Consider the following 23,873-nt stretch of genomic DNA (forward strand, 5'->3'; position numbering starts at 1 on the left):
ATTTTTTAGAGTTTTATGTAATCGCTTACTATTCTGATGCCACGTTGAATGATGTTCATCTCTTTTTTTGCCTATTGGTGCAAACGTTTTTACAAAACATTAGACACTAGTATTATAATTTTAGATACGGGGGTAAATTATGAAAAAGAATAAAGTATTTTCTGTTGTTTTCGCGCTCATTCTTTTACTTAGCGTTGCTTTAGTTGGTTGCTCATCTTCATCTTCTAACAACTCAAAGAAAGATGCAAAAAATGTCACGTTGGATATTTTCCAATTTAAAGTGGAGTTTAAAAAGCAATTTGAAGAGGTTGCAAAGAAATATGAAAGCGAACATAAAGGTGTAAAAATCAATATCACAACTGTTGGTGGCGGAGAAGATTACGGTGCTGCATTGAAATCTAAATTTGCATCTGGTAAAGAACCTGCTATTTACAATATAGGTGGACCACAAGACGTTGCAGATTGGCAGAAGAAATTAGCTGATCTTTCTGATACAAAAGCGGCTAAGGTTGCACTAAAAGGAACACTTGATGGTGTAACAACTGATGGAAAAGTTCTTGGCTTACCTTATAACCAAGAAGGATACGGTCTTATCTATAATAAATCTGTATTTGAAAAAGCTGGAATTGATCCAAAATCAATAACTAACTATGCATCTCTTGAAAATGCAGTTAAAACATTAGACTCTAAGAAAAAAGATCTTGGTCTTAAAGCAGTATTTGCTTTACCGGCAAAAGAAACTTGGGTAACTGGTTTACATTTATCTAATGCATTCCTTGCACCTGAATTTGATAACAATGTATTAAATGCATTTAAATCAAAAACAGTAGAATTTAAGTATGCAGATGCCTTTAAGAAGGTTCTTGACCTACAAAATACTTATTCTGTACAACCGACTGTAAGCCTTGATTACTCACAACAAGTAGAAGAGTTATTCTCTCTACAAAAAGTAGCAATGATTCAACAAGGTAACTGGGTTTATGGTTCCATTGCTGGCATTGACCAAAAATTTGCTGATAATAACGTAGGAATTCTACCAATTCCAGTTGAAGGCTATAAAGAAGATTCAATTCCTGTTGGAATTCCAATGTATTGGGGCATAAACAGTAATAAAGACAAGAGTACTGTAGCAGAAGCTAAGAAATTTATTGATTGGTTGTACACTTCTGACGAGGGTAAGAAAACAGTAATCAATGATTTCAAATTCATTCCTGCATATGACGGATTCGATGCATCCCAAATTAAAGATCCTATTTCTAAAGAAATCTACCAATATGCACAAAGTGGAAAAACAATTGGTTGGGTATTCATGGGATATCCTACAGGTTGGGGACAAGACCAACTTGGTGTTCAAATTCAGAAATACTTAAGTAAACAATTAAGTTGGGATGATTTAGTTAAGAATGTTAAAAAGTCTTGGGAAGATTCAAGAAAATAATAATTGTAAGTAAACTATTTAAGCTAAATTGATAGAATTACTCAGGAGGGACTGGTTTCATAAGGAAATTTTTCCGAATGGATCAGCCCCTTTTGTTAAATGATGCTTGATACGAATTTTTGGAGGTTTTAACATGCTGCGAACTCGGGATCTATCGTACTGGTTGTTTTTAGCTCCGGTCCTTTTAGCATTATCACTTGTTGTCCTAATACCCTTAATTTTAGGTATTTATTATTCTTTTACAAATTGGAATGGAATTGATGTTGGCGGTTTTGTTGGACTTGAAAATTACCTTAAAGTTTTTAAGGATAAAGAATTTATAGATTCCCTAAAGTTTACTGTTCTATTTTCAGTAGTTTCAATTATTTTGATTAACTTTATTGGTCTTTCATTGGCATTGATTGTTACATCAAAAATTAAAACAAATAAATTTTTAAGAACGATCTTTTTTATGCCAAACCTGATTGGTGGACTTATTCTAGGATTTATTTGGCAGTTCATTTTTATTAAAGTATTTGCTGGAGTGGGTGATGCTCTAGGCATTAAAAGTTTAGAAGGCTGGCTATCGACAACTGGAACTGGTTTTTGGGGACTTGTGATTCTAATGAGCTGGCAAATGGCTGGTTATATAATGGTTATTTATATAGCTTACTTAGAGGGAGTTCCACATGAACTGATCGAAGCGGCGGAGATTGATGGGGCAACCCCATTTCAACGGCTCCGATATATTGTTTTCCCACTGGTAGCGCCTGCGTTTACTGTAAGTATGTTTTTAACATTGTCTAATACATTCAAACTATATGATCAAAATTTATCGTTAACAGCTGGTGGGCCTTTTAACTCAACACAAATGGTCGCGATGCAGATATTTAAAACAGCCTTTGGAGAAAGCCAAATGGCCTTTGCTCAAGCTAAAGCAGTTATCTTCTTTGTCATTGTTGCAGTTATTTCATTAACACAGGTTTACATCAATAAGAAGAGGGAGGTTGAGATGTAATGGGTCGGAAAAATAAGTGGCCGGTTGAGATTTTAGGTGTCTTACTAGGGCTTTTATGGCTTGCTCCTTTTTATTTAATGATTGTAAACTCCTTTAAGACAAAAAGGGAACTCTTCACAGATACATTACGCCTTCCTGAAGGATTCAATTTGAATAACTACATTGAAGCATTTACAGAATTGGACTTCGTCAAAACATTTTTTAATTCTCTTATAATCACAGTTGTTAGTGTTGTGATTATCATTGTGTTTTCCTCGATGGCTGCCTATGCTTTATCAAGGAATAAAGGCAAAGTAAGCACTGTTATCTTTTTCATATTTGTTTCAGCAATGCTTATTCCATTCCAATCGGTTATGATTCCGCTTGTAACAGTCTTTGGAAAAATGGATATGTTAAATCGTCCAGGTTTGATTTTTATGTACTTAGGTTTTGGAGTCAGTCTTTCCATATTCTTATACCACGGGACATTAAATGGGATACCAAAGTCATTGGATGAAGCGGCAACCATAGATGGTGCAAACAAATTTCAAATCTTTTGGTATATTATTTTCCCGATGTTAAAACCAATTACAGTGACAGTTGCCATTTTAAATACGATTTGGATCTGGAATGACTATTTACTGCCATCTTTAGTCATAAACCAAGAGGGAATGGAAACCATCCCGCTAAAAATGTTCTTCTTCTTCGGTGAGTACACAAAGCAATGGCATTTAGCAATGGCTGGTTTAACGATTGCAATTATTCCAGTGATAATCGGTTACTTTTTTGCACAGCGTGAAATTATCAAAGGGATTTCTGATGGTGCTGTTAAATAATTTTGGAAATAATTTAGTAGATATTTATGGAAGTAGGGGGATTTATGGTGGTCACGATAAAGGATGTAGCTAAGGAAGCCAATGTTGCGCCTTCCACTGTTTCAAGGGTAATTGCTGATAATCCTCGAATTAGTGAAAAGACAAAAAGGCGCGTAAAAGAGGTTATGGAAAAACTGGGGTACTATCCCAATTTACAAGCACGGAGCTTGGCGGCCAAAAGCACACAAACCATCGGAGCAGTGATGCCAAATGCAGCCTTCTATTCATTTCAAAATCCCTTTTACCCAGAAGTTTTAAGAGGAATCAGTAAAAATGCCCATGCAAGTAAATATGGTATTTACCTTTCAACCGGATCAACAGAAGATGAAATCTTTGAAGAAGTTATTTCTATGGTTATGGGTAGACGTGTTGACGGAATCGTTCTATTGTCTTCCCGCGTTAATGATCGAACGATAAAGTACTTGGAAGAAACGGGTTTTCCATTTGTCGTTGTTGGAAGACCTTATACAAATGAGGAAAGAATAACATTTGTTGATAATGATAATGTTTATATCACAAAACAAGTTACGAATTATTTGATAAATTTAGGACATGAAAATATAGCCTTCGTGGGTGGAAATCAAGAATTTGTTGTTACAATTGATCGGTTAAATGGATATAGGATGGCACTTGAGGATGCAGGCTATCCTGTAAATGATAGCTATTTTGTTCAAGAAAAAAATGTATTGGGAACTGGGGAGAAGGCTATTAGTGCTTTAATGTCGTTAGATACTCCTCCGACTGGTCTTGTCACACAGGATGATTTAATTGCTTTTGAAATGATTAGTCATTTGGAGAAGGCAAACATAAAGGTACCAGAAGATATTTCAATCATTAGTTTTAATAATTTATCATTATCGGAACATTCGAATCCACCGTTAACATCAGTAGATATTGGGACCTTCCAATTAGGATATGAAGCAACCCAATGCCTTATTGAAAAAATCGAGAATCCAAATATGCTGCCTAAACGGATTACGATTCCAACTAAATTGATTGAACGAAAGTCATGTGCTACCAAAAAATAATAGAAAAAGATGTTGAACTTACTATAAGGCTCTTTTCTTAAACTTTGTTGCTATTTGAAGGTAATATGGTGTGTTATAACAGTTTATCGATAAAACAGTGGGCAATTTTCAAGAAAAGAGCACGATATCATAGTAATTACGTGTTTTAGACTAGGTACGTAAAACAACAATCTGTACGAAAACAGCCTACTATAAAAAGTATTAAGAAGTAGAGAGGATTTAGCATGAATAAATTTTGGTGGAAAGAAGCAGTTGCATATCAAATTTATCCTCGAAGTTTTATGGATTCAAATGGAGATGGTATTGGGGACATATTGGGAATCATCTCCAAACTTGATTATCTAAAAGATTTAGGAATTGATGTGATTTGGGTTTGTCCGATGTTTCAATCACCGAATGATGATAATGGCTATGATATAAGTGATTATCACAAAATAATGGCTGAGTTTGGAACGATGCAGGATTTTAACCTTCTTCTTAAAGAGGTTCACAGTCGGGGCATGAAGTTGATCCTTGATTTGGTTATTAACCATACAAGTGATGAGCATCCATGGTTTATCGAATCGCGCTCAAGAATTGATAATCCAAAACGAGATTGGTATATTTGGCGTGATGGGAAAGAGGAAGAAGAGCCAAATAACTGGGAAAGTGTTTTTGGGGGATCTGCCTGGGAGTTAGATGAACAAAGTGGCCAATATTTCTTGCATATTTTTTCAAAAAAACAGCCTGATTTGAATTGGGAAAATAAAGAGGTAAGAGAATCTTTATATGAGATGATCAATTGGTGGCTTAAACAGGGGATTGACGGATTTCGAGTTGACGCGATTAGTCATATTAAAAAAGAAGCTGGGCTAGTTGATATGCCGAATCCTAAAGGACTAAAGTATGTTGCGTCTTTTGAAAAACATATGAATGTCAAAGGGATTCATAGTTTTTTGCAGGAGCTTAAGGAAGAGACCTTCTCTAAATATGACATTATGACTGTTGGAGAGGCCAATGGCGTGCAAGTTGAGGATATCGAGCTTTGGGTCGATGAAAAGCAAGGAAAGTTCAATATGGTGTTCCAATTTGAACATCTTAAACTCTGGGATGCAGAAGTAAAAAAGGATCTGGATATCGTAGGTCTAAAGAAAATTTTATCCTCTTGGCAAAAAGGTGTTGAGGGAAAGGGTTGGAATGCGCTATTTATTGAGAACCACGACCAACCACGAAGAGTGTCTACCTGGGGAAATGATCAGGAATATTGGCGGGAGAGTGCAACAGCGCTAGGAGCCATGTATTTTCTCATGCAAGGTACGCCGTTTATTTACCAAGGCCAAGAAATTGGGATGACGAATGTGAAATTTAAATCGATTGATGATTATGATGATGTTGCGACGAAAAATTTATATCATTTGAAAAGGGCGGATGGAGTTCCACACGAGGAAATCATGGAAATTATCTGGGCATCAAGCCGAGATAACTCTCGGACTCCGATGCAGTGGTCATCAGAGGTAAACGCTGGTTTTACTAGTCAAACTCCATGGCTAATGGTGAACCCTAATTATAAGGATGTTAACGTGGAGAATCAGCAAAATGATGAAAAATCAATCTTAAATTTTTACAAGAAAATGATTGCCTTAAAAAAGGGGAATGAAGTGTTTACGTATGGTACGTATGATTTGCTAGTAGAAAATGACCCGCAAATTTATGCCTATACTCGTACACTGAATGGGAACAAGATTGTTGTGATGGCAAACCTTTCTAATCAACCAGCAAGTGTAAATGAGAAAATAGGTCTATTCAAGGATAATCATGAATTATTGCTAAATAATATTGATATTTCGGAGGATGAATCACTTTCGGAGTTAGTATTAAAGCCGTATGAAGCAAGAGTATATCGTGTTTAAGAACAAGTGGAGGATTCCGATTTCAGCGAGGAACCTCCTTTTTTTGTGGTTAATTTGAATTTATATCCATAAATTCTGCTAGCGCATCAGGGTAACTCCACCTAATCATCGCCCTTAGGGGCTAGCCAATCGGCGAGTTTTCTTTAACCCCATAATTGTGTTAAATCACTTTGATTTTGAATGGCTAGCCGTTACTCTAAGTTAAGAAGTGGCTCAAAGTTTAAGATAGTGATATTGCGTTGCCCTGTTAAGCTAATCCACCCGTTGTCTTGGAAAGAGGAGAGCCTTCTGCTCAACGTTTCCTTAGTCGTTCCAATATAGGAAGCAAGATCCTTTTTACTCATTGGGAGAAGAATGTTAAGTGGGAGCGTGATTGACTTAGGATCAACTGTATTTTTTACAAGTTCGACAAGATAGGATGCAATCCGTTTTTCGGCATCTTGGAGGCTTAATCGTTCAATTGTTTTTTCTGCCTCATTCAATCGCTTACTAATTTCTTCAAGAATTTTAACGGAAATCAGAGGGTGAGTAATAAGAAATTGCTGCATGTCTGCTCGATGAATTGCGCAGATCTCCGTATTGATCATTGTCTCCGCATAATTATCCGAGGTCTCATTCGTAAAAAGGGATAGATCTCCGATGAAGTCACCAGGTTCAAGAATACGGAGAAGCTGCTCTTTTCCTGATTCTGAAACCCGGTACATTTTAACCCTCCCTGTATGAATAATTAATAGGTTCCCTGATGGATCACCAGGCTGGAAAATAAATTCCCCTTTTCTGTAAACTTTAGTGCGACTGGTCTCCACAATTTCTTGCATTTCTCGATTTGAAAGATGGTTGAAAATGGGAACCCCGGCAACACAAAGTTTCATTGATTCAGGGTCATCAAATGAATGATTGCATTTCATATAGAACACTCATTTCTGATTAGGTATGGTTACAAATACATTCGTGTTTGTATTAATAGGCGATCTCCCAGTGCTTTTAAACTTCAATAAACGGATCGCATTAAGAATGACAATAAGCACGCTTAATTCATGAATTAACATTCCGGATGCTAGGAACACTGTCTTGGATAGTACTCCCACAAGAAGGAGGATAACAATCGAAACGGCGAAGAACATATTCTGTTGCATGTTGCGGACGGTTGCCTGAGCTAGATTTAGAGTGAATGGTAACTTTTCCATACGATCAGCCATTAAGATAATATCCGCAGTTTCCATTGCAGCATCAGTTCCTGCGCCACCCATGGCAATCCCAACATCAGCGGTTGCAATTGCTGGGGCATCATTAATACCATCGCCAACCATTCCGACCATCAGCCCAGAGGCTTGAAGTTCCTTTATTTTTGCTACCTTTTGTTCGGGAAGTAGTCCGGCAAAATAGTCACTAATGCCAACTTCAGCAGCAACAGTTGCGGCAGTGCGTTCATTATCACCTGTAAGCATGATCACTTTTTTGCCTGCTTTTTTTAGTAGTCTTATAGTCTCGGCAGCTTCAGGTCTTATCCTATCTGAAATGGATATGATTCCTTTTAGTTGTTGTCCATTCGCAATCATAACAGCAGTGCGACCTCTTACTTCTTCATTATATACATATTGTTCAATGTCATCATTTATTTTAACTTGATTGTGTGCCATCATTTTCCGGTTCCCAATTAACCAGCTGTTTCCATCGATTGAAGCGATAACTCCCATGCCTTTAAATACTTGGAAATTTTCTGGTTTTTCATTTGAAGCTACCCCTTTTTTAGCTGCCTCATCCAAAATAGCTCTTGCCAAATGGTGCTCTGAAAAGGACTCTGCTTTTGCTGAAACTGCTAGTAACTCATTTTCAGTTATTTCAATCGTTTTAATGGCGGCTACTTGAGGTTTCCCAACTGTAAGGGTACCGGTTTTATCAAAGGCAATAATGCTAAGTTTAGCAGCTCTTTCAGTAATTTCCCCACCTTTAATCAGAATACCGCGTTTTGCTCCATTCCCGATTCCAGCTACAATTGAAACGGGTGCAGAAATCACGAGTGCACCTGGGCAAGAGATAACAAGAAAGGTGAGTGCTAGTCTAATATCTCGAGTAATAATAAATACCCCTATCGAAAGAACGAGTATCGAAGGTGTATAGTAGGTTGCAAATTTTTCAATAAATTTTTGTGTCTTTGCTTTTGTATCTTGTGCTTCTTCGACGAGTTGTAGAATTTTAGAGAAGGTGGTATCTTCACCAACCTTTTGAGCCTCTACCTTAAGATAGCCGTTATCGATTATGGTCCCACTAAATACTTTATCATTTGCTTTTTTCTGCACAGGAATGGATTCTCCGGTAATGGCTGCTTCATTTACATGTGCTTCCCCATCAATTACCCGTCCGTCTGCAGGTACTTTTTCACCTGAATGGATGAAAAGAATGTCTTTCTCTTGGACATCTTCAGCTGCAATGATTTCTTCTTTACCATCTTTGACAATACGTGCTTCCAGTGGAGCAAGATCCAGTAGCGATTTTAAGGAAGACCTCGTTTTTTCAAGTGTTCGATGTTCAAGGTATGAACCAAGTATGAACAGGAATGTAACAGCTGCCGATTCTGAATATTCTCCGATAAAAAGTGCACCAATAACAGCTACAGTAACAAGTAATTCAATGCTAATTACCTTTAGTGTAATGGCTTGGAAGGCATTTTTAGCAATTGGATAGCCAGCAAGAATAGTGGCAATCCAAAAAATAATATCGGACATGATTGTAAAATGAATGAATTGAAAAACGAGAGCCGTTATGATACAGACCCCCGTGACAGAAACAAGCTTACCCTTGCTTAACCATTTCATGTTAGTTCCCTCCTATTGAAAAAGGTTTTTCGGATATACTAGGAAATTTTCTTTGAAAGAACATCGCTTCCTAGCTTTGTAAGTATTCCTTCATATTCTTCAGGGCTTCCTGTGGTTTCGTCAAACTTGATTTTAACCTTCGCTGCATTGAAAAGAACTTTTACCTCATTAACACCTGGTTGTGTAGACATAACTTTTTCAATTTTTTGTACACAGCTAGGGCAAATAAAATCATCAACTTGGAATGTAATATTTTTCATTATTTATCTCTCCCTTTTGTTTTCTTATGTCTTTATCATATAACCCTTTCCATCAAATAACTTTGATGTAGGTCAAATTGAGAAAGATATTTTTATACTAAATGGTTCAGGCATTATCTAATAATTGTATGGTACTTGAGTACCCATTTAAGATAAGATGTTTTTAACTAGATATTTGCACATAGAATTATATATTGGGATGTAAGGTGATAAAGAGAAAAAGGAAGGAGTGAGAGCTTGACGAAACGAATGATAAAAAAACAAGAACTGGCAATTTTGAAGCGTGAACTTCATTATTTAGAGGAATCAGGGATTTTATTGGGGAGTAAGGTAACTGAGATCCAGGAGATATACCAAGTAGAGGAACGCCTTTCTTTTACAAAAACTCTTTTATATGTAGGATCGGTCTTGATTGGAGCAGGAATCCTTAGTTTCATTGCAAGTAACTGGGGAGATATTGGAAAGCTAACTAAGTTTATTTTTATTATTGTTATGTTTTTAGGTTGTAATTTAGCTGGATTCGGAATGGAAAAAACCTATCCAAAGACATCAAGAAGCCTTTATTATTTGGGTGTGTTAGTGTTTGGAGCAGGGATTTTTCTTGTTAGGCAAATGTTTCATTTTGGGGGAGATTTTCAGGCTGCCTTTTTATGGTGGTCGCTGGGTATTATACCATTAGCCTGGGCATTACGGGATAAATGGATTCTACTGCTTGCTTCTATTTTTGCCTTCATCTATATGACAGATGGCTCATTTATTCAAGGGGAAAGTATCCCTTATTGGATACTCCTTTGGATTGTAGCAATATATATAATAAATGAAAAGATTGGCTTTTCAAAAGCAACAGGCTTTGTGGCGGGATTTCTACCACTCATCTTTATCGGAATTGTATTTAACTCCATTACCAAAGGGCATGAAGATTATTTGTATGTGCTAGGTCTTATATATCTTGCAATCGGGATATTTATTGTCCTCACTCGGATAAAGATAAAAGAGATTTACATGATAGTTGGATATCTTGTTCATGGTGGGGCAGCACTTATGTTGTCATTTGGAGATGTCTGGCCCGTCGATTGGATCTATATCCCTTTCTCAATCCTGTATCTTTTATTTGTTTTGTATTTGGTGAAAAAGGGAAGTTTACTAAGTATTATCATCCTCTGCGCTATGATTTTCCGCTTTTATCTTGATATATCTTTTGAGTTTTTGCCAAAGTCTTTCGTTTTTATCATAGGCGGACTCCTCTTGCTTGGGTTTGGTTTTTATTTTGAAAAGCAAAGGAAAAAAGGAGGGGGATCGCATGAATAAAAGAACGAAATATCTGCTATTAGCTTGTGCTGTGCCAGTGCTCATCCTTTTAGGTATGTGTGTAACTCCTCTATACACCATTATGAATGGAGACGATATCCTTCTCCAAACTAGACCAATTGATCCGTCAGATCCTTTTAGTGGCGACTATGTTTCACTACAATACGAAGCAGAACAAGTGCCACAAGAGATGGTAGAAACTAAAATACTAAAAGATAACCAATATGGAACAAAAGTTTATGTTCTTCTTAAAAAAAAGAATGGTGTTCATACTCCAATCAAAGTCACCCTTGAAAAGCCCAAAAAAGGAATTTACTTAAAAGGTGTGTTGAACTATATAGATGATCGTGAAAAATTAGTCTACCTCCAATATAGTTTGGATAAATACTATGTGGAGGATAATACAGGAACCAAATGGGAAAATGCCGCTCTTAAAGGTGGGGTTCGGGCAAAAGTAAAAGTGAAAAATGGGTATGCGATGTTAGTGGGTATCGAGAAAAAATAAAGGTGCCAGGCATCATCTGAATTTTAGATGGTGCCTGATCTTTCTATTTAACTATAATAATAAAACTGCATTATTTTCTTAATCAAACGTTTGATTGAAGTTTAATGAGTCCAATACTATCAAGGACAAATAGCGATACACAATTGAAAGAGTTGAAAATAATTTACATTTTTTCGGAATATTAATTTATATACCCTTCGACCTGTTGAAATTGTAAAAAGGGGGCTGAAAATGCTGCATCATATTGAAATTTATGTTTCCGATTTAACGAAGACCATTACATTCTGGGATTGGTTATTTACTGAATTGAACTATGAGAAATATCAAAAATGGGATAATGGAATCAGTTGGAAATATAGGGAAACATACATTGTGTTTGTTCAGGCAGAAGAACGATTTATGGATGTTCCTTTCCATCGCTGTAGAGTAGGTCTAAATCATTTAGCTTTTCATGCAAAATCAAAGGAACATGTAAATGAACTAACAGGTAAATTAAAGGAAAGAGGAATAAAAATTCTATATTCTGATAAGCATCCCTATGCCGGGGGAACAAAACATTATGCTGTCTACTTTGAAGATCCAGACAGGATAAAAGTAGAAATAGTAGCCCCAGTAGAATAGGATATCTATGTTATAATTTTAATAATATTTGAAAAATACCGAAATTGGGGGATTAAAATGAAAATAATTGACCTGCATTGTGATGCATTACTAAGGTTAGAAGAGGCAAAAGGTTCATTGAATTTTGCTAATGCCCCGGAATTACATACAAATAAGGAACGATTAAAGCAAGGAAACATGCTGGTTCAGTGCTTTGCGATCTTTATTTACCCTGAGATAAAGTCAGATCAAAAGTTTCAAGTAGCACTTGAACAAATTAATTATTTTTATCAAGAGGTTCTTGGGAAGAATCCTGAAATGAAGCATATAAAGGAATGGTCTGATTTTGGTCGTCTACAGGACGGTGAAATCGGCGCAATGTTAACACTTGAGGGTGTCGATGCAATTGGCAATGATTTAACAAAACTACATACACTTTATCAGCTTGGTGTTCGTTCTGTGGGCCTTACATGGAATAATGGCAATTTAGCGGCAGATGGTGCAGGTGAACCACGAGGGGGAGGATTAACCCTTTTCGGGAAGGAAATTGTTCAATGTAACAATGAACATAAAATTTTGACAGATGTTTCCCATTTAAGTGAAAAAGCCTTTTGGGATGTTATCGAACTGGCGAAATATCCAATAGCAAGCCACTCTAATTCGAAAACAATCTGCGATCATCCAAGGAATTTATCGGATGACCAAGCTTTAGCCATGTTCAAAAGTGGTGGGAGGATTCATCTTGTTTATTGTCCTCCTTTTGTAAAAGAGGATGGATTTGCAACAATTACTGATCTTTTAAAGCATATTGATCATTTTTGTTCATTAGGTGGAGTTAAACAAATTGGCCTAGGGTCTGATTTTGATGGAATCGAGACGTTTATTACTGGTTTAGAAGATGCCTCCAAGAGCCAAAATCTAATTAATGAATTATTGAAGCATTACAGTGAGGATGAGGTAAGGGGATTTGCCTATCAAAATTTCCTTGACTACCATGTGTTTAGATCATAGGGGCTATTTGATTTTTGAATTGTCTTGGTTGACTCCTTTTAAAAATTTATTATATTAATCTAGTATAATCGTGCTTTATCGCTCTTGATCAAACGTTTGATTGAATTAGAGCAGAATCAATCATGCCACGGTTTAGTGGGGATACACAATTCAAACGTTCGATTCTCTATGTGCTTTTTTAGGATAGAAAAATGGGCACCATCCAATTTGCGGATGGTGCTTTATGCTGTATTCTCTGATAAAATTTAACAGGTACATACTATATTATCGAAGGGTGATCATTATTTTCAGGTTACGATTAAGAACCTTGAATACTCTACGTAATCAGATATTAGCCATCTTTTTATTTGTGATGATGATTGTCCTTTTGATTGTTTCAATCATGGTATATAGACAGGTTGGGGCAATGATGAAAAATAATGCTGAATTACAGATTCAGCAAACTGCTATCGAAGCAAATGGAAGAATGGAAACACTATATAAACAAGTTGATACGCTTTCTAATCAATTAGTGACGAATGGTACTGTTCAGCAGCTTCTACTTGGCTTGGTAAATGGGAAAAGGATCGATTTTGCAAACAGGCAATCATTAGTAAGCGTAATTCGAAACTTTCTTGCCTATTCGGACGGGATTTCATCCTTTGAATTATATTCAACCGAAGGGAAAAGAATTTATCCATTTGATGACAAAAAGCTATCAAGTCTCATTGAGCAAAGATGGATAAGGATAGCTGATTATGAACAAGGTCGATTAGTTTGGATAGGCAAAGACCCCAATAATAAGAATTATTCATATGCAATTAGAAGGGTTAGTCTAATGGACCGCTGGTATTCAAATGGTGGCTATTTAGTAGTTCGGATTTCTAATAGTTATTTTCAAGTGAAAGAGAACAGCGAGGATGGAGAAAAGGGTTATATGGCACTCTTAGATCGGGATTTAGCCCCGATCACTTCCGATTATGGGATGGATATTCAAAATATACTGTTAGATGGGCGTAAAACAGTTTCTATTAACCAAAAAGAGTACATGGTTGTAAAGGAATCATCGCAATTAACAGGATGGACACTGGTTATTTTAAAGCCTATGAGCTTCCTAATGGAAGGAGTCTCGGTGGTGCGGACAGCCATTCTTTTTTCTGGAGCAATCGGTTATATCATTTTCTTAATATCTTCTATATTTATAGCAACAATGATAACTCGTCCGATTAAAAAACTGACTAATACAATGAAGAATGCAAAAATGGACGAATTAAAACCAAATCCAGAAAGTTCTTCATCGCTTGAAATCATTGAGTTGAATAGAACCTACAACCAAATGGTGGAAAACACCAACCACTTAATTCAAGAGGTATATGAAAAGGAGCTACTTCGTAGTCGAACTGAGTTGAAAGCATTACAAGCTCAAATTGATCCTCATTTTCTTTATAATACATTAAATGCACTTTATTGGTCTTTGGAGGAAAAAGGGGAAGAAGAATTGGGTGGGTTAGTTATTGCAATGTCAGAGCTTTTTCGGTATACAATTGGGACGGCAAGTGATGGGTGGGTGACGATTCGTGATGAATTGAACCATATCGAACGATATCTACTTCTGATGAAAATGAGGTTAGGCGATCGATTATTATGGGATATTTCAGCACCAATTGAGTACCTTGATGTGAAGATTCCTAAGCTGACGATTCAGCCATTAGTTGAAAATGCCATTTTACATGGAATTGAGAACAAAAGAAAGCAAGGTTCTGTTTCCATTAGTATAGAAAAAGCAAGCTGTTCCTCAAATCTTATCATATCTGTACAAGATAATGGGATGGGAATCGATAGCGAAACACTTTATGATCTTAACAAAGCAATTGAAAATGATACTTTATCATCCTTAAAGGGGATGGGTATGGCACTTACCAATGTTAATAAAAGGATTCAACTGTATTTTGACGGATTTAACTTGCAAGGACTTCATTTATATAGTGAACAGGGAAAAGGGACGAAGGTTATATTTGAAATTCCAGGTGAAGGGGCAGGTTATGATGGCTACAAAGACAATTCTAATCGTCGATGATGAGGAAAGAACTAGACAAGGACTGAAAAAGACACTTGAGATGTGGTCTGAAGGTAAATATGAAATCATGAGTGCAGCGGATGGACCTGAGGCATATGAAATTTTTAACAAAACAAGAATTCACCTATTGATCACAGATGTCTCCATGCCTGAAATGAATGGTTTAATGCTATTGAAAAAAATAAAGGAAAATGGTCATAAGCCAGTAGTCATGATCATTTCCGGATATCCTGATTTTGAATATGCGCAGGAAGCCATTCGACTTGGTGTCATAAATTATTTATTAAAGCCATTAAGTAAACAAAAGCTGATTGAAGCAGTAGAAGAAGCACTGGAAACAGAAGCGAGCATTGAGAGGACAGACTATATGGAAAAGGTCACAGACCAGAAGATCTTAAGAATTGATGTCAGAGAAGATCTTTCAAAGTCCCCTATTAAAGAAGCTATGGCCTATGTAAATAATAATTTAAATCGCCAGATAAGTTTAAAGGAAGTAGCAGATTATGTTCATTTGAATGCGAGTTATTTAAGTGTCCTCTTTAAGGAACAAACCCGTTTAACATTTAGTGAATATGTAACAAGAAAAAAACTGCAAATCGCCAAAAATTTATTGCTGACAACTGATTTACCAATAGAGGAAATTGCCCAAAAGGCGGGCTATCAAACAGCAAAGTATTTTATCAAGTTATTCAAAGAGTTTGAGGGGATTACCCCGAGCAAATATAGAAAGGTTTCTGTGCTCAATGAAAGCCCTTTCCAAAAATAGTGGAATTTTCCCCAATCGCGGTTACCTTACCGGGGTTTTTTTTTGATGGTAAGATTTAAGTGTAAAGAATTATAAAATTCGGGAGGTTTTGACATGTTTAAGAAAGCGCATACATTACTAGTCATACTAGCACTACTTCTTACAGCTGCTTTAGCTGGATGTTCAGGTTCAAATAAGACAGCGGATGAAAGCGGTGCCAAGAAAACGATTAAATTCATGCACCTTTGGCCTGCTGGAAGCTCCAAACAACAAAACTTAATTGTAACGGATATTATCAAGCAATATGAAGCAGCACACAAGGATGTAAAGATTGATGTAGAAGTTCTTGAAAATGAACAATACAAGAACAAGATTAAAGTTCTTTCCTCATCAAACCAGCTTCCCGATGTAGGATTTACATGGGCTGCAGGATATATGACTCCATTTGTTAAAGGAAATCTTTTTGCACCACTTGATGATGTATTAAATGGCGGCTTGAAGGATTCTTTTGTTAGTGGCACAACAGAAGCATATGCATTAGACGGTAAAACATATGGATTGCCGCTTGAATTAAACATTGCTCCAATTTACTATAACAAAGCAATTTTCCAAAAATACAATCTTGAAATACCACAAACCTATAGTGATTTCCAAAACGTTGTAAAAACACTCGCTAGCAAAGGTGTTGCACCAATTGCACTTGGAAACAAAGATCGCTGGACAGGATCATTATGGTATATGTACCTAGCAGATCGTATTGGTGGATCTGATGTTTTAACAAAAGCAATCAATCGTACTGGTACATTTGAAGATCCTGCTCTAGTAACGGCTGCTGGTGAAATACAAAAATTAGTAAAAGAAAATGGGTTTATTAAAGGATTTAACGGTTTGTCTAATGATGAAGCAAAATCAGAATTCTTAAATGGAAAAGCGGCTATGTACCTAATGGGAACATGGGAACTTCCGAACTTTACAACGAATGAAGATATTCCAAAAGATTTCCGCGATAGTGTTGGCTACTTTAAGTTTCCAACTGTTGAAGGTGGCAAAGGAAATATCAACAGCTGGGTAGGTGGACCAGGGGTTGGGTTATTCGTTTCCCAAAATTCGAAGGTTAAACCTGAAGCGAAGGAGTTTGTTAAGTTCTTTGTACAAAAATGGGGTGAGCAATCTGTAAACAAAGCGGGTGTTATCCCAGCAACAAAAGTGGATACTTCCAAATTGCAATTACCACAGCTTTATACTGATGTGTTGAATGATTTAGGTAAAGCGAGCAACCTTACATTATTTGCAGATGTTCAAATGAGTGCAACGGTTGCTGAAACACACTTGAATTTAATTCAATCACTATTCGGCAATGAAGTAACACCAAAGGATTTTGCGAAGAAACAAGAAGAAGCACTGAAGAATGATGAAGGTAAATAATCTAATGTAACTTTGGAAAAGGGCATATCTCTCCACATCTGGTATGCCCTTTCCCATTTTCTTTGAAAGGGAAGGAGATGAATTGTAATGAATAAAGTTATGTCTAATAAAAAAGTAATTGCACTGTATGTAGCACCAGCATTATTTCTAATTCTTGCCCTGATTTATGTTCCAATTGTGCAGACTGGATATTTTGGATTAATGAAATGGAATGGAATCGGGGATATGGAATTTATTGGTTTAAAGAATTATTCTCATCTCATCCATGATTCTTTATTTTGGAAGAGTGCGTACCACTCCTTATTGCTAGCAGTGTTTTCAACTATTAGCTTGATTGGTTATTTGTTCATCTCAATCATTCTTGCCGGTAAAGTAAAGGGAGCAAATTTACTTAGGAAGATATATTTGATTCCGATGCTTCTTGCATCTGTTGCGATTGCACAGCTCTGGTTGAAAATTTATCATCCTATTAATGGGATTTTAAACACTATTTTAGTTTCACTTGGGGTAGACAATCCACCAGCATGGCTTGCGGATTCTAAATTAGCCCTTTTTGCTATTATCATACCGATTATCTGGCAATATGCAGGTTTCTATATTTTGATTTATTATGCTGCACTTAAGAATATCCCAGATTCCCTCGAAGAAGCCGCAAAAATTGATGGTGCAACACCATTTCAAATTGCGATGAAGATAAAGCTTCCATTGATCATGAACGTTATCAAGGTAACAATTGTTCTTGCAGTTGTAGGATCATTGAAATATTTTGACTTGATATATGTTATGACGGATGGAGGACCGAATGGAGCAAGTGAGGTTATGGCCTCTTATATGTACCATCAAGCATTTAAAGGTTTTGACTTTGGTTACGGAAGTGCCGTTGGATTCTTTCTGTTAGTAATCTGTCTTGTTGCTACTCTTATCATTACTAAGTTAACAAAATCAAATGATGATATTTATTAGGGAAAGGGGATTTTGGTTAATATGGTGAAAACAACTGGGTCTCCGATAAGAAAAAATGATAAAAAGACAAGTATTGGAATGCGTTTTGCCTATGGAGTTCTGTATTTATTCCTTATTATCGTTGCGGTGTTTCAACTATTTCCGATTATCTGGTTATTTCTTTTTTCACTGAAGAATAATCAAGAAGTTTTCAATATGTCCCCTTTCTCTCTACCAGCAACTCCAAGATGGGAAAATTACGCTAAGGTTTGGACAGAGGGAAATATAAGCCAGTACTTCTTTAATAGTGTGACATATACCGTTGCTGCCGTTATATTGACTGTTGTTTTGGCAAGCATGGTTACATTTGCAATCACGAGAATGAATTGGAAGGGCAGTAAACTTGTTTTGGGATTATTCATGGTAGGTTTAATGATTCCAGTCCATTCAACACTCATTCCTTTATTTAATACATTTACAAAAATTCATCTAATTGATAATCCTCTTTCGGTCATATTGTCATATACCGCTTTTAATCTTCCCATTACGATCATGATTTTGCTTGGATTTTATGAAGCACTCCCACGTGAAGTGGAAGAAGCGGCAATCATGGATGGTGCATCTATTAATCGTATTTTTTTCAGGATAACCCTACCGATGACCTCTCCAGTAATTGCCACAGCTGCGATTATCAATATGATTTACAACTGGAATGAATTTGTTTTTGTAAACACGTTTATAAGTTCAGATTCGTATAAAACACTGACGGTGGGAATCCAGAATTTTATCGGACAGTATACAACAGATTGGGGCGCAATTGGTGCCACTCTTGTCATCAGTATCCTACCAATCCTTATTGCCTTCTTTTTATTAAGCAACCGAATTGTTGAAGGGATTGCTTCAGGTTCTGTTAAAGGGTAAAGGGTAAATTTTCTCGCTTTTAGGTAATGTAAATACCAATAAAGATTAAATTGAGTTAGAAAATGAGGTGATATTCAATGAGTTTTGGAAAAACAATGGGGAAACTTTTTATCGTATGTGAGTGGATTATGAAACTTGGTTTTGTAAATCTATTATGGATTTTCTTTTCTGTAGCCGGGTTGGTTCTTTTTGGAATTGCCCCAGCTACCATCGCATTATTTACGATTGTTCGTAAATGGTTGATGAAGGAAACTGACATACCGATTTGGAGTACATTTCTTTCCGTCTACCAAAAGGAATTCAAACGATCTAATGTATTGGGGTTTTGTTTTGTCTTAGGTGGAGCGTTCATCGCTTTTGATTTTTTATATGTAAGAACCTTAGATGGCACACTACAGACAGCATTGTTCGTCCCATTATTGATTATCACAGCATTTTATCTCATTACGATTGTGTATATCTTTCCGGTATATGTACATTACGATTTAAAATTAACGGATTATGTAAAAAATTCCTTCTTTTTAGGTGTTCTTAATTTTCATATAACCTTACTTATGTTATCAAGTCTAGCAGCCATACTTTTCTTAGTTTTGTATATGCCAGCTTTGTTTCCGTTTTTTGGTGTCGTATCGATTGCTTGGGTGCTTATGTTTGGTGGAATGTATTGTTTTAACAAAATAGAAGCACGCCAATCGAAGGTAACTGGCTCTTGACCCCTACTTTCATCTCTAGATATTAAAAAATAAGGTAACCCGTTCATATCCGTAAATTCAAGAAAAGTCAGGATATAGCGAACAAAATCCAGAAGAATGGGTAGAAAAGACGATTGATGATCTTGCTGAGTTGGGGAGAGTTTTTGAAGGAGACATCAATGATATTGAAGGAATCAGTTTTTCTGGACAAATGCATGGTCTAGTTTTATTAGATAAAGAGAATACAGTAAGCTATTAACAATTTATAAACAAGTATATCAACAAACAAAAGAACTAAATAGCCAGTTAATAGAGTTTAGAAAATAAGAGATGGTCTACTTTTGTAAAGGATGTTTTCGCATAGATTGTTGTTTTTCGTACCTAGTCTAAAAACCCGAAATAGCAATAGTATCGTGCTCTTTTCTTAAAAACTTCCTACGGGTTTCATCGGTAAACTGGAATCCCATTCTAATTTAGTTTCAAATAGCAACAAAGTTTAAGAAAAGAGCCTTTGTAAAAGATGAATGGAAGGGAGAAGTACCGTTTGAATTATCGTGAACTAGGTAATACAGGCTTAAAGGTTAGTGAGGTTAGCTTTGGAACATGGGCAATAGGGGGATCTTGGGGAAAAACGAGTGATAGTGAATCATTAAAGGCACTTGAATTTGCAATGGATCAGGGTGTGAATTTTTTTGATACGGCTGATGTTTATGGTGATGGACACAGTGAAGAATTATTAGCGAAAGCGACAAAGGGTAAGGAAGACAAGATTCATATCGCAACTAAGTTTTGTCGGCAAGGAGATATTTTTGCTCCAGAAAACTATTCCTATGAAACGGTTCGTGCTTATTGTGAAGATAGCCTTCGGCGTTTGAACAGGGAAGCTATTGATTTGTATCAAGTCCATTGTCCTGCAACTGAAATAGTAAAAGAAGGTCAAGTATTTGAAGTACTAGATCGGTTGCAACGTGAAGGTAAAATCCGCCACTATGGTGTGAGTGTTGAAACTGTGGAAGAAGGATTAATTTGCTTAGAAAATCCGAATGTTAAAAGCTTGCAAGTAATTTTTAATATTTTCCGCCAGAAACCGTTAGAAGTCCTATTTCCAGAAGCACAGAAAAAAGGCGTAGGAATATTGGTTAGATTACCACTAGCGAGCGGGTTACTGACAGGAAAATATACATTTGATCATGTTTTTGAGGAAGATGATCATCGCAACTTTAATGAGAATGGTGCGGCGTTTAACGTCGGAGAGACGTTTGCAGGGCTTGGTTTCAAAAAAGGTGTGGAATTAAGCGACCAACTAAAGTGGATTGCGGAAGGAAGACAGTCAATGGCAAGCGCGGCACTTCGCTGGATTTTAGATCAAAAGGAAGTTACTTGCATCATTCCAGGTTTCAGGAACCAAAGACAAGTAGCAGACAACCTGAAGGCGAGTACTACAAAGCCATTTTCTAAGGAAGAAAAAGCACAACTTCAAAGCTTCTATCACGAAAAAGTAATGGATTATATTAGAGGGCCCTATTAACTCGTATCCAATCTACTATATATAAATAAAGAACAGGGGTGTAAGGAATGGCAACGATTCAAAATCCAATTTTAACAGGATTTAATCCCGATCCGTGTGTTTGTCGTGTGGGAGAAGATTATTATATTGCTGTTTCAACATTTGAATGGTTCCCGGGAGTTGGTATTTATCATTCGAAGGATCTTGAAAATTGGCGATTGGCAGCGAGGCCGTTAAACCGTTTAAGTCAGTTGAACATGATGGGAAATCCGGATTCAGGTGGTATTTGGGCACCTGCACTATCTTTTAGTGATGGCCATTTTTGGCTGATCTTTACCGATGTAAAAGTTGTTGAAGGTCAATGGAAGGATTGCCATAATTACCTTGTTACATGCGATAAAATAGATGGTGAGTGGTCAGAGCCTATTTCTCTAAATAGCTCAGGCTTTGATCCATCATTATTCCATGATGAGGATGGAAAAAAATACTTAGTTAATATGTGTTGGGACCAGCGTATTGGCAATCACCCTTTTTATGGCATTGTGCTTCAAGAATATAGTGTTGAAGAACAAAAGTTGATTGGAAAAGCGGAAGTTATCTTTAAGGGAACAGATATAAAACTGACAGAAGCACCTCATTTATATAAAATAAATGGCTACTACTATTTATTAACAGCTGAAGGTGGTACGAAATATGATCACCAGGCTACGATTGCCCGGTCCAAACAACTGAGAGGCCCATATGAAGTACATCCAGAAAACCCACTGATCACGTCATTTTTATCGCCTAGAATCCCACTTCAAAAAGCAGGGCATGCCTCAATTGTCCACACACATACAGATGAGTGGTTTCTTGTTCATTTAACAGGACGACCACTATCAAGAGAAGGTCAGCCATTATTAGATCCAAGGGGTTATTGCCCACTTGGTAGGGAAACAGCGATTCAGAGGCTTGAGTGGAAAAACGATTGGCCATATGTTGTTGGTGGCAACCATCCATCTCTTGAGATAGAGGGCCCTAGTATAGAAGAAGTTAAGTGGGAAAGGGATTTTCCTGAGAAAGATGACTTTGGTGAGGAGACTCTAAATCCTCATTTTCAGACTTTACGAATCCCATTAGGTGAGGATATTGTTTCACTGAAAAAAAACCCGGGGCATTTACGTCTTTATGGGAAAGAATCATTAACATCAAAATTCACCCAAGCCTTTGTAGCAAGGCGTTGGCAGCACTTTACTTTTACCGCAGAAACGAAGGTAGCATTTAACCCAACCACTTTCCAACAATCTGCAGGCTTGGTGAATTACTATAACACTCAAAACTGGACATCATGCCAGATCTCTTGGAATGATGACAAGGGAAGAATTCTTGAATTGATGACTTGCGACAATTTTACGTTTGCACAACCTCTTCAAGGTAACGAAATTGTTATTCCAGATCATGTTGATGATGTGTATCTTCGGGTTGATGTGAAGACGGACGTCTATCACTATTCTTACTCTTTTGATGGGGAGAACTGGACTGGTATTCCTGTTACTTTCTATTCCTATAAATTGTCTGATGATTATATTCAAGGTGGAGGCTTTTTCACAGGTGCGTTTGTTGGTATGCAATGCCAGGATACATCTGGTCAAAATCTACATGCTGATTTTGATTATTTTATTTATAAAAACAATTAATGGATGCCTTCGTGCTAATCCTAAATTATAAGATAGTAGGTGTCTACCCTTTATTTGATAGGGGTAGGCACCTATTTTTGTTTTAAGCTTTCACTTCATAATCACTATTTCAATCAAATAATAAGGCTCTTTTCTTAAACTTTGTTGCTAGTTGCAACTAAATTAGAATGGGATTCCAGTTTGCCGATGAAAACCGTAGGAAGTTTTTAAGAAAAGAGCACGATACTATTGTTATTTCGGGTTTTTAGGCTAGGTACGAAAAATAACAATCTATGCGAAAACAGCCAATAATAATTATGTTATTTTTTATAAATCAAACGTTTGATTGGAATTTAGTAGGCTCAATTGTAGCATGGTCAAATTGGGTCACACAATTTGGATAGTTGGAATTGGTATTTTATTTAGGCTCTTTTCTTAAACTTTGTTGCTAGTTGAAACTAAATTAGAATGGGATTCCAATTTACCGATGAAAACCGTAGGAAGTTTTTAAGAAAAGAGCACGATACTATTGTTATTTCGGGTTTTTAGGATAGGTACGAAAAACAACAATCTATGCGAAAACAGCCTTTATTTATTAGAATAGTAATAAAAAGGTAGAAAGGGATTATGAAATGAGTGAACAGGATATTGAAAAAAGAGTGTATGATTGTTCATCAAAGTTAATAATGGAAAAGGGATTTGTGAGCCCAGTGGAACTTTTAATCCGAATGGAGATCATTACTCGGGAAGCAAGTGAGGAATGGCGGTTTCGAAAAATTCCCTACTTGGAAAGAGTAACGATTGGCAATTTGGGAAAATTAAATCATATCTTGATGGCATTAAGAAAGTTTGCAAAGGAACAAAACCTTAAGCCATCTATAATGGTTTATCAATCATGGGGAAAGGGAACGAAAGAGCGGTTGCGTTTTTCAAAAACTGGGAGCCAATATATGGAGGACATGTACTCTACTCATTATGTAAGAAATAATTCTAAAAAGTTGGGTGATTGAAGTGGAGAATAACCTTGAGAAAGGAAAAAGGACAACGGAAGATGATTTTGAAATACCTGACCAATTTGATGAAGACCTATTGCTATGGAATAGGGGTAACCTGCCTTACTATGAATTAACAGAGGCTGTTCATGAGTTTCATATGAGGAAACTATAAAGGAGTAAACCTAGAATTATGAAGAAATAGAAAAAATAAATGGTTTGGATAATGGCC

General features: G+C 36.5%; 22 protein-coding genes and 1 pseudogene. 20 read left to right on the top strand and 3 right to left on the bottom strand.

The features are described from left to right. The first annotated feature begins 139 nt into the window (after positions 1–139). The 5 genes from RCG20_RS13410 (at position 140) to RCG20_RS13430 (ending at position 6,206) form a co-directional block, all read left to right on the top strand. Complete coding sequence (locus tag RCG20_RS13410) at positions 140–1,438, top strand: ABC transporter substrate-binding protein (protein ID WP_308180631.1); 1,299 nt, start codon at positions 140–142, stop codon at positions 1,436–1,438. A 136-nt stretch (positions 1,439–1,574) separates the two neighbouring features. Further along, the gene (locus tag RCG20_RS13415) at positions 1,575–2,435 is read left to right on the top strand and encodes a carbohydrate ABC transporter permease (RefSeq protein ID WP_308184343.1); all 861 of its coding nucleotides are present in this window, start codon (positions 1,575–1,577) and stop codon (positions 2,433–2,435) included. After that, entirely contained in the window at positions 2,435–3,250 is an 816-nt protein-coding gene (locus RCG20_RS13420) for a carbohydrate ABC transporter permease (RefSeq protein ID WP_308180632.1), read from the top strand. The genes RCG20_RS13415 and RCG20_RS13420 overlap by 1 nt, the downstream gene beginning before the upstream one ends. A 44-nt stretch (positions 3,251–3,294) precedes the next feature. Further along, the gene (locus RCG20_RS13425) at positions 3,295–4,317 is read left to right on the top strand and encodes a LacI family DNA-binding transcriptional regulator (protein WP_308180633.1); all 1,023 of its coding nucleotides are present in this window, start codon (positions 3,295–3,297) and stop codon (positions 4,315–4,317) included. A 224-nt stretch (positions 4,318–4,541) separates the two neighbouring features. Beyond that, positions 4,542–6,206 (top strand): glycoside hydrolase family 13 protein, encoded by a 1,665-nt coding sequence (locus RCG20_RS13430; RefSeq protein WP_308180634.1) that lies wholly within the window; start codon positions 4,542–4,544, stop codon positions 6,204–6,206. Between the two features lie 191 nt (positions 6,207–6,397). Here RCG20_RS13430 and RCG20_RS13435 read toward each other — a convergent pair whose 3' ends face one another. From RCG20_RS13435 to RCG20_RS13445, 3 genes are read right to left on the bottom strand one after another with little or no spacing between them, the layout of a single operon-like run. Next, entirely contained in the window at positions 6,398–7,114 is a 717-nt protein-coding gene (locus tag RCG20_RS13435; RefSeq protein WP_308180635.1) for a Crp/Fnr family transcriptional regulator, read from the bottom strand. Positions 7,115–7,123: 9 nt separating this feature from the next. Then, positions 7,124–9,022: a heavy metal translocating P-type ATPase gene (locus RCG20_RS13440; RefSeq protein ID WP_308180636.1), complete on the bottom strand. Its 1,899-nt coding sequence runs from the start codon at positions 9,020–9,022 to the stop codon at positions 7,124–7,126. A 38-nt stretch (positions 9,023–9,060) separates the two neighbouring features. Continuing rightward, positions 9,061–9,282 (bottom strand): heavy-metal-associated domain-containing protein, encoded by a 222-nt coding sequence (locus RCG20_RS13445; protein WP_308180637.1) that lies wholly within the window; start codon positions 9,280–9,282, stop codon positions 9,061–9,063. Between the two features lie 237 nt (positions 9,283–9,519). Here RCG20_RS13445 and RCG20_RS13450 point away from each other — a divergent pair, with 237 nt between their 5' ends. The 15 genes and pseudogenes from RCG20_RS13450 to RCG20_RS13520 all read left to right on the top strand — a co-directional run bounded on the left by RCG20_RS13450 (position 9,520) and on the right by RCG20_RS13520 (position 23,816). After that, a complete protein-coding gene (locus tag RCG20_RS13450) occupies positions 9,520–10,590 on the top strand; it encodes a DUF2157 domain-containing protein (RefSeq protein WP_308180638.1) in 1,071 nt (356 codons plus the stop codon). Continuing rightward, positions 10,583–11,095 (top strand): GDYXXLXY domain-containing protein, encoded by a 513-nt coding sequence (locus RCG20_RS13455; protein WP_308180639.1) that lies wholly within the window; start codon positions 10,583–10,585, stop codon positions 11,093–11,095. Before RCG20_RS13450 ends, RCG20_RS13455 begins: the two co-directional genes overlap by 8 nt. A 231-nt stretch (positions 11,096–11,326) precedes the next feature. Then, positions 11,327–11,716, top strand: coding sequence for a VOC family protein (locus tag RCG20_RS13460; RefSeq protein WP_308180640.1), 390 nt, complete (start codon positions 11,327–11,329; stop codon positions 11,714–11,716). A gap of 57 nt (positions 11,717–11,773) precedes the next feature. Then, on the top strand, positions 11,774–12,706 hold the full coding sequence (locus RCG20_RS13465) for a dipeptidase (protein ID WP_308180641.1): 933 nt from the start codon (positions 11,774–11,776) through the stop codon (positions 12,704–12,706). 307 nt (positions 12,707–13,013) lie between these two features. After that, entirely contained in the window at positions 13,014–14,762 is a 1,749-nt protein-coding gene (locus RCG20_RS13470) for a sensor histidine kinase (RefSeq protein WP_308180642.1), read from the top strand. Continuing rightward, positions 14,731–15,528, top strand: a complete 798-nt coding sequence (locus RCG20_RS13475; RefSeq protein ID WP_308180643.1) for a response regulator transcription factor — start codon at positions 14,731–14,733, stop codon at positions 15,526–15,528. Before RCG20_RS13470 ends, RCG20_RS13475 begins: the two co-directional genes overlap by 32 nt. A gap of 93 nt (positions 15,529–15,621) precedes the next feature. Beyond that, complete coding sequence (locus RCG20_RS13480; RefSeq protein ID WP_308180644.1) at positions 15,622–16,932, top strand: extracellular solute-binding protein; 1,311 nt, start codon at positions 15,622–15,624, stop codon at positions 16,930–16,932. 87 nt (positions 16,933–17,019) lie between these two features. Then, the gene (locus tag RCG20_RS13485; RefSeq protein ID WP_308180645.1) at positions 17,020–17,895 is read left to right on the top strand and encodes a carbohydrate ABC transporter permease; all 876 of its coding nucleotides are present in this window, start codon (positions 17,020–17,022) and stop codon (positions 17,893–17,895) included. 21 nt (positions 17,896–17,916) lie between these two features. Beyond that, the gene (locus RCG20_RS13490; RefSeq protein ID WP_374120469.1) at positions 17,917–18,795 is read left to right on the top strand and encodes a carbohydrate ABC transporter permease; all 879 of its coding nucleotides are present in this window, start codon (positions 17,917–17,919) and stop codon (positions 18,793–18,795) included. Between the two features lie 77 nt (positions 18,796–18,872). Continuing rightward, complete coding sequence (locus tag RCG20_RS13495; RefSeq protein WP_308180646.1) at positions 18,873–19,508, top strand: YesL family protein; 636 nt, start codon at positions 18,873–18,875, stop codon at positions 19,506–19,508. 55 nt (positions 19,509–19,563) lie between these two features. After that, positions 19,564–19,737 (top strand): annotated as a pseudogene (locus RCG20_RS13500) (FGGY family carbohydrate kinase); the annotation flags it as partial. A gap of 294 nt (positions 19,738–20,031) precedes the next feature. Beyond that, positions 20,032–21,015 carry an aldo/keto reductase gene (locus RCG20_RS13505; protein ID WP_308180648.1) on the top strand — a complete coding sequence of 328 codons (984 nt, stop codon included), beginning with the start codon at positions 20,032–20,034 and terminating at the stop codon, positions 21,013–21,015. 47 nt (positions 21,016–21,062) lie between these two features. Continuing rightward, positions 21,063–22,670, top strand: coding sequence for a glycoside hydrolase family 43 protein (locus RCG20_RS13510; protein ID WP_308180649.1), 1,608 nt, complete (start codon positions 21,063–21,065; stop codon positions 22,668–22,670). A gap of 611 nt (positions 22,671–23,281) precedes the next feature. Then, a complete protein-coding gene (locus RCG20_RS13515; RefSeq protein WP_308180650.1) occupies positions 23,282–23,659 on the top strand; it encodes a hypothetical protein in 378 nt (125 codons plus the stop codon). Position 23,660: 1 nt separating this feature from the next. Next, positions 23,661–23,816, top strand: coding sequence for a hypothetical protein (locus RCG20_RS13520; RefSeq protein ID WP_308180651.1), 156 nt, complete (start codon positions 23,661–23,663; stop codon positions 23,814–23,816). Positions 23,817–23,873: the final 57 nt, after the last annotated feature.

The sequence above is a fragment of the Neobacillus sp. PS3-40 genome, from assembly GCF_030915485.1.
Lineage (GTDB): Bacteria > Bacillota > Bacilli > Bacillales > Cytobacillaceae > JAUZPL01.